Annotated in this window: 13 protein-coding genes; 3 read left to right on the plus strand and 10 right to left on the minus strand. The window is 52.1% G+C overall.

The features are described from left to right. Positions 1–77 precede the first annotated feature (77 nt). From B5F94_RS12085 to B5F94_RS12095, 3 genes are all read right to left on the minus strand, one after another. Positions 78–947 (minus strand): helix-turn-helix domain-containing protein, encoded by an 870-nt coding sequence (locus B5F94_RS12085; protein WP_087330438.1) that lies wholly within the window; start codon positions 945–947, stop codon positions 78–80. 654 nt (positions 948–1,601) lie between these two features. Beyond that, positions 1,602–2,894 (minus strand): S-layer homology domain-containing protein, encoded by a 1,293-nt coding sequence (locus tag B5F94_RS12090; RefSeq protein ID WP_158100288.1) that lies wholly within the window; start codon positions 2,892–2,894, stop codon positions 1,602–1,604. A gap of 224 nt (positions 2,895–3,118) precedes the next feature. Further along, positions 3,119–3,595, minus strand: coding sequence for a signal peptidase I (locus tag B5F94_RS12095; RefSeq protein WP_087330441.1), 477 nt, complete (start codon positions 3,593–3,595; stop codon positions 3,119–3,121). A gap of 170 nt (positions 3,596–3,765) precedes the next feature. Between B5F94_RS12095 and B5F94_RS12100 the strand changes: the two genes are divergently transcribed. Continuing rightward, entirely contained in the window at positions 3,766–3,975 is a 210-nt protein-coding gene (locus tag B5F94_RS12100; RefSeq protein WP_087330443.1) for a helix-turn-helix domain-containing protein, read from the plus strand. A gap of 166 nt (positions 3,976–4,141) precedes the next feature. Here the strand turns inward: B5F94_RS12100 and B5F94_RS12105 are convergent, their stop codons facing one another. The 3 genes from B5F94_RS12105 to B5F94_RS12115 all read right to left on the minus strand — a co-directional run bounded on the left by B5F94_RS12105 (position 4,142) and on the right by B5F94_RS12115 (position 6,592). Beyond that, the gene (locus tag B5F94_RS12105; RefSeq protein ID WP_087330445.1) at positions 4,142–4,444 is read right to left on the minus strand and encodes a hypothetical protein; all 303 of its coding nucleotides are present in this window, start codon (positions 4,442–4,444) and stop codon (positions 4,142–4,144) included. Between the two features lie 87 nt (positions 4,445–4,531). Further along, entirely contained in the window at positions 4,532–6,181 is a 1,650-nt protein-coding gene (locus B5F94_RS12110) for a DNA primase family protein (RefSeq protein WP_087330447.1), read from the minus strand. Positions 6,182–6,214: 33 nt separating this feature from the next. Continuing rightward, positions 6,215–6,592, minus strand: a complete 378-nt coding sequence (locus B5F94_RS12115; protein ID WP_087330449.1) for a hypothetical protein — start codon at positions 6,590–6,592, stop codon at positions 6,215–6,217. 281 nt (positions 6,593–6,873) lie between these two features. Here B5F94_RS12115 and B5F94_RS12120 point away from each other — a divergent pair, with 281 nt between their 5' ends. After that, on the plus strand, positions 6,874–7,428 hold the full coding sequence (locus B5F94_RS12120; RefSeq protein ID WP_087330451.1) for a helix-turn-helix domain-containing protein: 555 nt from the start codon (positions 6,874–6,876) through the stop codon (positions 7,426–7,428). Positions 7,429–8,261: 833 nt separating this feature from the next. Further along, on the plus strand, positions 8,262–8,912 hold the full coding sequence (locus B5F94_RS12125) for a hypothetical protein (protein WP_087330452.1): 651 nt from the start codon (positions 8,262–8,264) through the stop codon (positions 8,910–8,912). Positions 8,913–8,958: 46 nt separating this feature from the next. Here B5F94_RS12125 and B5F94_RS12130 read toward each other — a convergent pair whose 3' ends face one another. From B5F94_RS12130 to B5F94_RS12145, 4 genes are all read right to left on the minus strand, one after another. After that, on the minus strand, positions 8,959–10,197 hold the full coding sequence (locus B5F94_RS12130) for a TniQ family protein (RefSeq protein ID WP_158100289.1): 1,239 nt from the start codon (positions 10,195–10,197) through the stop codon (positions 8,959–8,961). Then, the gene (locus B5F94_RS12135; protein ID WP_087330456.1) at positions 10,191–11,567 is read right to left on the minus strand and encodes an ATP-binding protein; all 1,377 of its coding nucleotides are present in this window, start codon (positions 11,565–11,567) and stop codon (positions 10,191–10,193) included. The genes B5F94_RS12130 and B5F94_RS12135 overlap by 7 nt, the downstream gene beginning before the upstream one ends. Beyond that, complete coding sequence (locus B5F94_RS12140; RefSeq protein WP_158100290.1) at positions 11,564–13,318, minus strand: Mu transposase C-terminal domain-containing protein; 1,755 nt, start codon at positions 13,316–13,318, stop codon at positions 11,564–11,566. Before B5F94_RS12140 ends, B5F94_RS12135 begins: the two co-directional genes overlap by 4 nt. 481 nt (positions 13,319–13,799) lie before the next feature. Then, the gene (locus B5F94_RS12145) at positions 13,800–14,186 is read right to left on the minus strand and encodes a hypothetical protein (protein WP_087330460.1); all 387 of its coding nucleotides are present in this window, start codon (positions 14,184–14,186) and stop codon (positions 13,800–13,802) included. Positions 14,187–14,606 lie beyond the last annotated feature (420 nt).

Below are 14,606 nucleotides of genomic sequence, written 5' to 3' on the forward strand. Positions count from 1 at the left end.
CTGATTTCGTTTCGTTTGCTACGGTACTTTTTGTCCTGACGCGGCGTTTATCGCCGTGTCGATGACGTAAAATCAAGTCATTTTCGTATCCAATCAGCACCTCGAAAGACTTCCAGACAGGATATGGCCGTATTGATTTGATTTTGCACTACGGTAATGCGGCGGGCGTAATCGTCGTTGCCTCGGTTTCTTGCCTCCCAGATACGGTCAGCGAGCCGGTCGTTTGCTATGATAAGCTCGGAAATGACTTCGTCGAATTCGGTGTTGATTTTGGGACTTGCATAATTTTCAGGTTTCGGCTGGTTGCTTGCAGCTTCGCCCGAAATGAGCGACAGGACACTGATGCCGAGTGCATTTGCGATTTGCTCCAGTATATTGAATTTGGGATATACTCGATTTGTTTCCCATTTACCTATTACGGCGGACGTCACGTTGAGCTTTTTTGCAAGGTCATTTTGTGAGAGTTTGGCTCGTTCTCGGGCGTATGCAATTTTAGCGCCGATGTTGATGCTCGGCTGTTTGTTTTTTGACGTATCTGTCAACAGCTTTTTGAGGCTGATGTGAAATACTTCGGCTATCTTTTCGAGAGCAGAGATTGTTGGGTTAGCTGGATGCAATTCCCATTGTCTGAGCATCGTGAGCGATATACCGGCTTTTTGGGCAAGTTCCGGTTGAGTCATACGGGATTCTTTTCGTAACATTCTGATGCGCCAACCCAGGGTACGGGATGTGATATTGATATCAATAGTTTCGTCGCCAAAAAGAAGGACGCTCATGGGAACTTGGAGGATATCAGCAATCTGTTCTAATAGGTCAAGTCTTGGCTCCAGTGTTCCGTTTTCTATTCTTGCGATGGTGTTGTATCTTATATTGGCAATTTCGGCAAGTTCAAATTGCGCCATGCCGGCATTTTTGCGGGCGGCGGCGATGCGTTGTCCAATATTCATTTTTGATTCCTCCTCCTATTTTGATTTTCTGTTCCAGATTTTGTTCCTCCCGGCACGGCGCATGCTGCGCCGTGCCATATTCAGAAAAGCAATACCGCAGCGGGCCTGCTGATGCAGGTTCCGCTGCGGTATTCTGTTCCGGTATTATGCGTCTGTGAATAATCAAGGCATAAAATAGCCCCAGGAATTGCATGGTATATTTTTCATGCTTATAGATAGGCTTAAAAAAGCATATTTTTAGGCTTTTTAATTTAGCCTAAAAAGTTGCGAAAATGAAGTCAAAACTCGAAAATCAGCTTGATTTTTCCAAGAATAATGTGTATAATGAGAACATGTGAGACGGACAGAGTCCGTCTCGGGATTCCGATACAGGATGGATGCTGATGCATAATATGACGGAATAAAAAATATCCCGCCCCGGAATCGGGGCGGGATGCGGCAGAGCCGGCGGGTATAGGGGAGTATGATTTTTGATTCGTGTGCTCCGGTATGTCGGGGCGGTGAGGCTGTTGGGTACAGTTTACGTCCAGTTACCAGCCATTGTTTTGATTCATGCCGATTTGGCTATTGTTTTTCCCGGTGCGGCGCATCAGGCGCCGCACAACGGCAAAAAAATCCCCGCTCCGGGGTATCCGGAGCGGGGGATGGGATTGATTAGCCGAGGATGCAATCCTCACTGGTGAAGCCCATGTTGTACAGGGCCTGACAAATCTGCGCACGGGTAATCGTGTCGTTGGCGCCGAAGGTGCCTGCGGCATCATAGCCCGAGAACATACCGAGGTTCCATGCGGTGCAAATCTGAGTGACCGCACTTTCGACAAGGCGTTCATGAGAGACGAGATATTCATTTTCATGAGCCGTTGCCCACTTGTCGGCGCAGGACAGGACGGCGGCACTATCGGGGAAATCAGCGGCAGACAGTCTGACGTCGGAGACACGGCGGCCTTCGGTGTAAAAGAGTCTGAACCATACGGACTTGAAGCGGGCATTCATATAGGGCTGTCCCTTATACATAAACGGGTCAGTGTAATAGGGGATGCCTGTTTCGTCGGCCAATGCAATCAGTCCGTCAGACAGCGTAGTGTTGGCGTTGCCGTCCTGCAGAACATCGACGATATAGATTGCCGCCTCGCCACGGGTGAGGGGCTTGGCATTCGCCCAGTCAACGGTAGTGAGGGAAGTGGAATTGTTCTTCTTGGTCAGACGATTCATAATGGTGGTCAACTGTGCATCAGTGATGATGTCATCAGGGCCGAACTTACCGTTGCCATAGCCGGCAAGGACACCGTTTTCGGTCATGGTCATAATGGCGTCGTAGTACCACGCACCGGGCTGTACATCGGTGTAAGAGTTCGAGTAATTGCCGGTGGAAGTGCTGGGCGTAGTCTGCTGGGTAGGCTCTTCGGTGGGCTGGTTGGGCACAGTAACGGTCTCCTGTTCAGTAACAGCGTTGCTATTCGTGCTTTCATCGCCGGTCTGGAGCCAATAGAAGGACAACTTACCGCCGTCTTCATTGGGAATGAGGAAGTAGGCTTTCTCCTGATTCTTTTCGGAATTTACGGTCTTCCAGTTATAATCGAAAATCTGGCTGACACTGCCGGTCGTTCCCTTACAGCCGCCGAGAGCAGACGGAGCGATGAAATCTTCGTTATGACTGTTGAGATAGATGGTGACTTCGATGGTGTTATTTTCGCCGCCCGTAACGGTCATGTGGCTGTCAGGCTTAATGACGAGGGGCGTAAGCGTGAATACGTTGCCTTCGAAGTCGGGAATGGTGACGGGGTCTTTCATGTAGGCCTCGTCAAACACGACGGTCTGACCGTCAATGGAGATGGTCACCTTGCTGTAAGTCTCGTCGGGGTCAGCAAGACCGTTGAAGACCAGCGTCAGACTGAGCAGCATGGCAATGCAGAGAACGATGCTGAGGATGTTGCGAATTCGTTTCATAGTGGAAACCTCCTTGGTAATAATATTTTCGACAGGACGTAATCCTATCACCGTTTTTTCCGGCGCACGCCCTGAAGGCGGGCGCTCCATGGGCGCTTTGCGCCCGCCGCGTAAGCGGCAATCTGAATCATCAGCGGCTGCGCAAGCAGCGATTTATCCCGTATTTTTGTGCCGGTAAGTAACGGTTTGTCTTTATATTAGGCCGTTTTAATATTGCAAAAGAATTAGTCACACTTTCGCCGCTTATCGTCTATAATATTCCACGCGAGTAGAAAGACCACAAGAGCGGCAATCACAGCACAGCCAGTCGGAGTGCGAATCGCGTTGATGATACGGCCTCCGCAGGGGATATGGGCGATATACCGGGCATACAGGTTGTCTGGCGTCACGCTGATGCCATCATCAGTCTGATTAGCGTCACCTCGGGTAACAGCTCCTGCATCTGTTATGTCCACGATACGGTGGACAATTTGCTGCCCATCAGACGGGCGGGTATAGACCACGATGTCGCCCACGGATAAGTCCCCATAGTCCACCCGAGTTGTAACCAGGCACACACTGTATGTGGGGATGGTTGGCTCCATGGAGCCGGACTGTATCACACACAGACGCAAGCCGGACAGCAACAGAGATAACAGAATAACGATGCAGACACCGGCCACAATACAGATGGTACGGTGCTTTTTTATGGCTTTTTTCATTGTAATCCCTCCCTTGCACGACTGATTCCGGCAGCGATGTGCGCTGCCAACACCCGCCGTGGGAGAGTTTACCAAACAGAATTATACTCGGATATTCGCACATATTCAAGTCCTTTTTTCCACCCTATACTTTTTACATTACATAGGCGCAAGGGAAAGAGGTGGATGGTATGATTAGCTATGAGCCGCTGTTCCGGACGATGGAAAAGCGAGGGATTTCCTCTTATCGTCTGGAAAAAATGGGATTCAGTCGTGCCACATATTACGCAATCAAGTCCGGCCAGAGCGTCTCCACCAACACCATTGACCGCCTGTGCCACCTGCTCCAATGCCGGGTAGAGGACGTGATGGAGCACATCGAGACAGAGGATAATGATTGACGATATACTGCGAGGGCGTTCCAGCAGGGGCGCTCTCGCTTGTTGTTTATAAAACTAATTTTAGGGCGTGCGACGGTGTTTGTCAACGAGTGCAAAACAGCGGGAAGCCAAAATCTGCTCCCCGCTGTTTGTATATACCCTGCCTTATCTGTGTCCAATGTAACTGTTATTCCTCTACTTCGCCAAAGAGTTTCTCATAGGTGTCGGCGCTGCAATACTCCTCCACCCACTTTTTTGCCTGCTTTTCGGTAAAGGGGATGATACAACAATCACCTGCAGTGAAACCGTCATCATCTCTCGTATAGGGGGAACGCGGGCCACCATCTCCAAGGAGGAAGAACTCTCCTGTTTTCTTGAGGTACAGGTCTTCGGTGAAATACTCGAAGTTTCCGGGCTGCCCCTCAGAACGGGAGCCAATATGCTTAGCGGTCTCGGTATCATACTTGCGGCCATTGATAATCTTTTTCATTTTTTTACCTGCTTTCTGTAAATTTATGTTGGGTACTTACGGACAACAGAGATAAGGCAGACAGGGTAACTATTGTATGGGCGGATGCTATACAGCCTCCTGCCCCTGTGTATTTTGCACCACGAGCATACGGCGGATACCATATTGATACTGCTTCGGTGTAGTCGTACATATCATGGTCATGTCGTTGCCACGATACGCATTATTTTTCCAGTTATTGAGCTCATATTGGATGATGAGCGGCTCCGGCTTATCCATCATGTGGCCGACGCGGACATTTTTGCATTTGCCTTCACAATACCACCCAATGCTGGGGTCTTCTTTTAAGTGCGCCAACAGCTCATTGGTAAAAGTTGTCTTACCCACCGGAGTACCGGCTGGACTGACCTCACGGAGCCAGGACTTATATAAATCATACAAGAACTTGAAAGGGAGAAAATCCCATACGCACTGCGGGAGCATCTCGCTGACGAACTGCCGAACAGGGTCATTGTACTCTTTATACTCGGCCAGAGCCGCTCTACAAGCCTCGGGTTCAGAGAGTGTGTAGTAGTTCATATTCAGCACTCTCCAGAGGACATATTCCAATGTGTCCTGCCGGTGGAGATAGTCGTTCTTGATATATCTGCGCTCCCGACCCGTGAAGCATTTCTCAAAGGGGATGAACAGCTGGCGTCTGTAAAAGCTATCTGACCTGTCTTTCACGCGAGGCATCTCGTTCAGACACTGTACCATAAAGCCATAAAATTGATAAGCAATGGGCGTCTTAAACTTTCGGTTGATTTGGATGACGTCGTTCGTAATAACGGCCTTGAGATTGGCTGCTCTGTCTAGATATTGGCCGACATCATTCTCGTCTACGATGATGGCTTGGGAGCGGATTAACGGCTCCAGCAGGAAGTCTTTCCCAAAGTCAGCAATGGGAATGCTGGCATAAGAGCCTCGGCCTACCAGACTTCGCATCAGTTCGCAGAGCGTACCTTTGCCGTTGTTCCCAGAGGTTGAATAGAGCCACGCTGCTTTGTTCCACCGGACATGGGGGCGCAGGATAGCTCCCAGTATCTCCCAAATGCTGTTGACGATTTCAGGGTCATCGGAGAGCTCCCGAATCCAGGATTCCACATCCCAATCCGTATTGTCATCGGGGTTGTGATAGACAGGCAGCGGCGGGTTTACAACATAGTTTACACGAGATTTTGATGTGAAAATGTAATCAGGCGAGAACGGCATGAGTTGCTTGGTCTTGTAATTGAAAATACCGTTATTTACAGCTATCAGGTCTGGGTCAGTGGCTTGTTTTACTGCGGGGACAAGGCCCCGCAAAATATACATGATTTCTTCAAATTCTCGCTGACGCAAATCATACTTGTACTGCTTGGCAATGGAGAATAGCGTAGTGTCATTATTGACATAGATGCCGGCGTTCTCGCCCTGGTCGCAATACACCGCGATGATGTCGTTATCCTCGCTGGCATTTTCGCCAACCGCACGGATACGGCGGATTGGGTATAAGCGTGCCATGATTTCCGCTATTTGGGCTGGCAAAAGCGCCTTTGGTGTCCTCATCTTTTGCCCGGACCCAGATACAGCATTTGCAGCATCAATATACGACGCTACTTTGTGCAGTATATCAAATTCAATCTCATCTGGCGAGGGCACGCGTGCTGGATTTATCGTAGCAAGATAGTCTCTCGTTTGGTCACGCAAAATTTGATTATATGTCATATATGTTGGCATATCGGATGCCTCCTTACATACTGATAACGAGTATCAGAGCAGCGGATTCTGGGGGTTGCGCTCTTGATATACAGTTCGCAAAAATAAGTAGCCATCATCACATCGGTGAGCTATCCACCATGCGGCGCTGCTCTCAAGCCTAATTTGCACAAGCAGCTGTCCCAGGATATGGAGTACCATCAGATTGTGCTCTTTAATTGGCAATTCATCGAGCTCACTGCTCTGACGCCAGCTGTTGCTCAAAACTGCTTCGGCGCTCTCCAATAGTTCCGCCCGTATAAATTCCGCGCATAGTATCTGTTCTGGTGTGCCGCAGAGATATGGCAATCCAGCAGATGCTGCTTTCTGGGCCAATGCTGCTGTCTCACGTTCGAGGCAGCCGTATCCTGCATCGCTCGTATTTGCTTTCATAATGGGTTCCTCTTAAATACGTGGTGATTCCGCTTTTGATTTTCTATGATTAGAATAACACCTAAATATGCGACTGTCAATACTTGTTTTTTAATTATTATATGTTTTTAAGCACGAGGGCGTAAAGAGCAATTTTGGAGAATATAATCTAACAGTCTTTTATTTGGGCTAAACATTTTATATTTTGGCTGTTATTTAATTATTTTGTTGATTATTACTCATATTTATATTGACAACAATTTCTATATAATATATAATAAGAACATGGAGGTGGAATTGCCATGACAATCGGAGAGTGCATTCGGACTGCTCGAATTGCAGCAGGTATGACCCAAACGGAGTTGGCCGAAGCTACAGATATCCCATATCAGACCATTGGACACTGGGAGCGCAATTCGACGAGCCCGAAGTTCGATTCTGTGGAGAAAATCGCCAAGGCGCTGGGCATTACTGTGGCTGAACTTATTTCGCCCGACAGCTGCCAGTCAGACGCGGCAACAGCCCGAAATAATCTATACAAAAAGATTGATGACGAACTCCGCAAGACCGAGGAATCGGACATTGAGATGTACCGTGCATGGATGCGTATCGCTCCAATGGTCCAAAAAATCCTCTCAGAGGAGTCCGCCGCTGCTGCACCAGCTACCCGGCGTAAGCCCATGAGCAGCGAAGCGAAACGGCGCTGGTTACGAATCAATGACACCATTGAAAAGGTGACCAATTACATTGTTGACTGCGAGATGGCCGGGCGCGAGATACATCCTAATGTCGAGGATGGACTCGATGCTATGCTTCAGCTTCGGAGGCAGATGGCGACAGAATACGAACTTGAATAAAAAAAGACAAATTCCCGGACAGCCGATGCGCTGTTCGGGAATTATTTATTATGTGGCAAATTTTATGCTGAAATTTTGCCACACAGGCTATTTTCCAGGCTTCGGGAGCGTATGGATGCTCCCGGACAAGTAATAATAGGAAGAAAAATCAGGTTTCAGCTCGTTTTCCGCTCCATTTGTGGCAAAATCAAAAGAAAAATTGCCACAGCCGCCTCACATGCCGAAACCCCTGATAAATCAGTATTTTTGCGCTCCAAAGTATGGTAACGGGCATAAATCATGTGGCAAAAGTTATTCCCTGTTGCCACATACGAAACGACGATATATCGTATGTTTCGTATTTTCTGTGGCATATTTACATGTTTATATCAATCAATTCTGGAGAAAAAGAAAAATGAAAACAAATACGAAACGGTTTGAAAAAAATATGCCACATTGCCACAGATGCGTCAGCGAGGCATCCCAGCAGGCGCATACCAGCAGAGCGTATCCAGGGATGCTCCAGTTAGAGCATAGATGAGCGTGACAGCGGAGCGACAAAATCCTTCTCCTTCTCCCATGCTTCCCTTTCTGTGTAAACAGACGGGCGCGGGGCAGGATGCCGCCGCAGCGGGCCCTGGGCGCATTGTGCAAAGTGACAAATTTTATGCAGGATAATCCGCTCATGCGGCAATTTTGAGGCAAGTCTGTTCATAAATGAGCAGACTTGTTTTCGTCATTTTTTCAGCTATATTTTTGCGTATAATCACATTATATTGTGAAATTTACACATTTATAGTATAATAATCATAAAGAATCTACGGTATATAAACGCAATATCGAGGTGAACTATAATGAATGAAACACAAGAATACCTGAACAAATATCAGTCGCTTTGCATGGAGCAACTGGAATACTTATCGAGGCGAATGTACCAGCGGAGAGCAATGGACGAAGAGATAGAAGACCTGTTCAAACGTGCTAAATGGAACTATGCTTATGTCTGTTCCATACTGGAAGGCAAACAGCCGCCAGCCATTATGGAGAGTGACCCCAACAACATCGGCCCCTCCCATCCTCCTGCACCTCCCGCGCCGCGCCGGGTCGGTAGTGCGGCAGCTCGCCGTCCCAAAAAGAAACGGTCTTACAGCGGACCACGCCCCGTTTTACAGTTGGACGTCAGGGGCAATGTTCTCCGCCGCTTTGAGTCTTTGCGGCAGGCATCCGAGTTGACCGGTCTATTGGCCAATTACATCTCCATCGCAGCGCACACCCGGTCATATACGACAGATGGCTCATACTGGTGTTTTGAGGATGATTTTAATGCCTTAGTCGCAGTCGATGACGACATCACCACCCGCGTTGAGAAAGATACTGCATCTGATATACCTGACCCGAAACAGTTGATTGGAGGGCTTTTGGGCGCTGATGTATCCCGGTCCATCTTGCCAGAATCAGCCGTTGATGCGGATGCCGCCGGCGGAAAGCCAGACGATACTATATAACAGGCGAGAGCCCCGATGTCATGCGACACCGGGGCTCTTGCTTGTCTCAATCTTTGTGGGGCGTATTCCCCTGCTCCATCACATACCGGATGCAATCCAGCGCAAAAGCCCCCTCGCAGCGGTAGCCCAGCTCCTGGCTGTATCGCCGGATGCGCTCCAGCTCCGCCTCGTCCACGGTGCAGCGCAGCAGGCCCCGGCGGGCCGTCTGGTTTTTCCCGGGGATTTCTTCTCGCCAGAACGGAGCCATGCCGTAGTGCCGTAAGATGGCATTGACCTCGTATTGCTTCAACCCGAGAGTGCGGGCGACCTGTCGGAGCGTGCAAAATCTGCTCTGAGCCGCCATGCGCTCTATTTTATCTCGGAGTGTATCCGGGACGGGCTCCGGGTCAAACACGGTTTTGGTGGGTAGACCCAGCATGGTCTGTATCATGATGTACCGGTCAGGTAATAGCTGCTCCCAGGTCTTGAGACGATTCATCATGCTGGTAGTGATATTGGCGCCAAATACTTTTTCCACGGTGACTGCGCCGTGATAATTACACAGGGCGGCGTACAACTTACTCTTATCGACAATAATCCCTGTCTGCCGGGCGATTTCCATGTATCCGCTGTTCAAGAGCGCCTGATACAAGTTATTGTGAGTAGGCGGCGACACGGACGCAGGGAGCATCCAATACTCCCGCACCAGCTCACTGACCCGGAGCTCAGCGGGTGATATGTTCACATTCGTCTCCTTATCTGTCTCCATCGCTCCCAGGGGATAAAAGCAATTATTGAGCGCCAATCTCGGATTGGCAACAGCAATCTGCCGCAACCGGCACTTATGCCGGACGCACACACTGGAGAGGGGTATCTGGTGCTCCACATGGTAGTAGGGCTCCCCGTATATCTGCGTGTTCTCCTGCACACACAGCGGGCAGTATCGCAGAGCGTAATCGCCCCGGGGAAAGGTCTTCCACAGGTGGGTGGGGGTCTTGCCCCGCCCTTGGAGCAAGTCATCCAACAGAGCCTCACGCTCATTGACTGAGTACATCCTGGTATAATACGCAAACGGTGTATGATGCAATATCATGTCCCGCCCATCGAACACCCCCTTGGGGAGCTGGGACAGAACCGCATGGATGGCCGCATTGGGGTAGAGCGTCGCCATCTTGATTCCGGCTCTATTGCCAAAGAGCTGCCGCTTGACGATGTTATGCTCCCGTATGCCGCTGGACATATAGTACCGGCACAGCACGCTGTAAAACAGTTCACCCGGATAGGGCGTTGGAAACCAGGTCAGCACAATATCACCTCCTCCACCATGTCCTGGGATAGCAGCAGCTCCCGGAGCACTCCCGCCTTGTATGCCACCAGCAGGTCGCGCTCGTCCCGCTGGTCTGCCTTTCTTCCCCGTGGGACAGCGTAGAGCCGCTTGACGGGGCCGGTGTCCCTGGATGTATCCTCGGTTCCCTGTGGGCCCGGATTGCCCTCTGGCTGCTCTACGGCCCCCTCCGCCGGGGGCCGGAAGTCAGACAAGAATGTCCCCGTCCCCAGCTCCCGGGGCGGCTGGATGGCCAGATAGTCCGCTGCCGCCGCAACCATCTTGCCGTCTATCTTATCCACACCCCGCATGAGCGCCTGAGCCTGGGCTTCCTCCAGCAGCTTGGAGATATAGGCCGGGATACCGCCGCTATAATCGTATATCTGGTTAGCCAGCTTATCGGTCATAACAGCTTGCTCCGGCGTGTACTGATACGGCCAGAGGGCCCCCAAGAACGCCCGGTATGCCCCATCCGGTTTGAACGGCAAGAGCCGTGGGCCCCGTGTCCGCCGCCGCAGATACTCCTCACTCTGGAACACGGATTCTGCAAGTGTCGTCCCGGTAAAATAGACCGCCGTGCAGGTGTCGTTGGTAAGCTCGGTCAAAAAGCGTATCAGCGGCTTAATTCGGTTTGTCCGCTGGGCGGTGGCGACGACATTCTGAATCTCGTCTACCACCAGGAGGCCCACATTATAGGTGACACACAAGGTCTTGATATAAGTGGCCACGGCGCTGGCTGACCCGGCGTGAGCCCGCAGCAGATAGTCCAGGTGATTACTTCCCACGGCCATGTCCAGAGCCCGGACGATGTTGTAGGCCATGGTCTTTTGGCTGGCGTCGCTGGGGCATTCTACATGGAGCCACAGGACTTGCTTGGTGTAAAACGCCTTGCCCAGATAGGTCTCATGGCTGACCACCTGGGGCATAAGCATGAGGCAGCGTTTCAAAGTGCTGGTCTTGCCGATGCCGGGCGTTCCCAGCAGGGCGCCAGACTGTGCCTGAGCTCCATATCCTGCCCCAGAGCTGCCAGAGACGAACAGGGCGTTGATTTTAGTAACGCGCTCCCGTGATGTTAGAGTGTAATAGCTGCTCTGGAGCATCCTGTAAAGGGAATCATAGATGTAATACATATACGGCAAGGGCACGAACACCGTGGGCAGCAGGGCCAGCCCCTGACGGCGCTCGGCCATACTCATGCTCTGGCACGCTTGGGGTGGTGGAGGGCAGCACTGGATTTGCCGCTCAAACTGAGCCACATCCAGACACCCCGGCAGTGCCTCAATAAGCGGGTTTTGTGTCCCACTGTTGTCATAGACGGCCTCTACCGTCTGCATCCCGAGATTGTATTTCATGTCAGGCGTCTCCTTTCATTGGTACGATTCTGCGGGATGTCCGATATATCCTTGACGCTCCCGGTACTCTGTTCTTCCGCCTGCCGGATGATGCGCTCTATCTCACTCCGCATGGCAACGCGGGCTTCTAATTCCATCTGGCGGGCAGCTTTCTCGCGCTCCGATTCCTCACGGCGCATGACTGCCACATCGGCCATATCATAGCCGCTGTATCGGGCGCTGGACGGGGCCAGAGCACAGGGGATGAGCCGCTTATCCTCGGCAATCACATAGATATGGCTGGTGTCCTGCGGGTCGTAGGCATATTCGATTTTCGCGCCGATGGTCAGCTCTGCGCCGCGCTCCGGCAGATAGCGCAGGCCGTTACATACGATGCCCTTTCGTGTGAGCTTGCTGGACGCACGGGGTAAAGCGCGGCGGTAGAGCTCGTCCGCGTCTACATCCAGCAGGGTGCTCTTGCCCTGGTCTGTCAACCATTGCCACAGTCTTGCGGGCGTGTTGGGAGCATCCACGGGCAGGTGACCGATGTCGGTCAGGACACGGCCCTTATTGAGCGCGATAATCGTATGTATCACGATGGCCGTGTACTCGTCCAGGGTCAAGATAGCCTGCTTGCGGTAGTCCGTGGCCCACCGCTCACCCACATCGTCCCCAATGACGCCGCGCCCCCGGAGCATGGACTTGTAGCTCTCCTGGATTAAGTCCATCGCTCGCTCCACCAGGGGCTTTTCCTCGGCTCGGAACGGGGGCAGGGCTTGCCGGTCTATGCCGTAGCAGATACACAGCTCATTGATTCTGTTCCCCACAAACTCGCCGCCTCTATCGCTGATGATTTCAGAGGGCAGGCCCCGGCTGGGCCAATCCTCAGGGCGCAAATCTATCCCATAGGCCGCACAGTAGACGGTCTTGTCCATGGCTGCGTTGGCGATGCAGGCCATCATAGCGGTCTCGCCCGCGTCCAGCCCGACATAGAGACCGGCAATCAGGCCGCTGGCCGTGTCAATGGCCAGATAGACGTTGGGGCGTCCTATGACCTTGCTCCGGTCCCATTTGGACACCAGATAGATGTCCCCCTGGGTCTCGTCTACCTGATAGCAGCCAATACTCTCCCGGTACTGCATGGCAGAGCCGTACAGGGGCCTGCTGTTGCGCTGGTAGGCGGTCAGGCCCTCCCGGGCAATCTCCTTCTGCGGGTTGTCCCGAAAGTGCCGGAAATAATAGGTCCTGAAGCTGCTCCAGGATGGTATCTCGTCGGCAATGACACCCTGATTTGTGTAATGCTCCAGGATATAGAGCTCATAGGCTGTGCGGAGACTGCCACGCTTGGCCGAAAAGTAATACTTGCGGATTGCCGCCTCGTAGTCCGGTCTGCGGGTGCTCTCCCGCGGCTTGCCCTTGGTCAGGCTCCCGTGGGCCAGATAGGCATGATACAGGCGGCGCAGCCGCCTGACCGTCGTCCCATGTTCCCGGGCGATAGCGGCAAATACTGACGTACGGTGGGCCTCGTCCGTGATGCAGCGGTCATCCTCCAGGGCTGGCCGGAGCAGGTCGTATCGCTGCTGCTGGGCATTGGACTTGGGGCGCTCCCGGTTGCGGACATACTCCTCCGGCGCGGCAATCCGCTCCGCCCGTTCCAGCTCATCCCGGCTGACATAGCGGGGCATCTGGTACTCGTCGTATGCGATGACCCACGCTCCGCCGGTGCTCTGCCGGAGCACCCGGAAGCGCTCACCGGCAAGCCGAATAAACATCTCTCTCCCCCCCATTGGTGCGTCATATATGTAAGATAGGTTTTTTGTCCCACGGGCTTACGCCCGTGGGGGATGGAAATTATTTGATTGACAGCCGCCTGACGGCGGCTGTACGGGTTTACACGCAAAAGCAGGAAATGCTCCAGGAGAGTATGCAGCGGGCGGAGCATCCTGCCTGTTTCTCTCCCCTGTCTTGCTCCCTGTAAACAGGGGGTTTCAGGGGGGCGGAGCCCCCCTTTGGATAAATGTGAGAACGGGGAACTTTTGATTTACTTACATTCTTCTGTAAAGACAAGGAAATAATCTTTGCAGTGTGCAGGGTGTGCAGGGTACAATTACCCGTTTCTCACACAAAAAATCAAAATCCAGTTAAAATAAAAAGTGCGAGAAAAGATAGTTTCTACCCTGCACACCCTGCACAAGCGGGCCTACACGCCGGCGCAGCCACAGGAGCGCACGGGGGAGCCGCGCCGTCCCCGGCCTATTGCCCGGTTATCACAACCTTCCAGTCGTTTACGCCCAGCGCCGCCCAATACCGCCTGGACAGTTCCAGCTTTTCGATTTCAGCCCGCTTCGTCAGGTCGGTGGCGCTGACCAGCTCCCGAACGGCGGCGGTGCCGTCAGCGTGGCGGATGTAAAAATCACTGCTCCACTGCTCCCGGAAATACTCGCCCCGAATGTCTGTCTTTTGGACGCTGTTCAGCCGGGTGGCGTCCAGGCGCTTGCACGCCTCGTAGGACACAACCTCGGGACGCTCCTCCAGATACTTGCTGTACGCCCTCGCCGCCTCGCTGTGGACTACCACCATTCCGCCGTTCTTGGGGCTGTGATAGGAGATGTCCCTGACCCTCTTTCCGGCCCTGTCCATAAAAATCACCACCTTTTGAAAACTCGGAATAATTGCCCCAAACTCGGCGTAATTCCCGGGAGAATTATTCGGAGTTTTGTCAGGGCACAAACCAGACTGCAATATTTTCTCTGTATTTCCCCTGTATTTCCGGCAGGTCATGCTCATTTTCTGACTTTTTCCGTTTTTCTCAATCTCCGAATAATTCTCCGGGATTTTGCAAAATCTCGGGATAATTCGATTTATTCTGAGATACTATGTCCCAGTAACACGGAAAACCGTCACGCAGTCTCACGTATCCTGGCAGGGACGAAACAGCACATGTCCCAGTAACACGGAAAACCGTCACGCAGTCTCACGTATCCTGGCAGGGACGAAACAGCACATACCCGGCAGCTCATGTAATATTTTACCCGGGAGCGCACCCGCACTCCGCGGTGT

The sequence above is a fragment of the Flavonifractor sp. An4 genome, assembly GCF_002161755.1.
GTDB classification, from domain to species: Bacteria; Bacillota; Clostridia; order Oscillospirales; family Oscillospiraceae; genus Flavonifractor; species Flavonifractor avicola.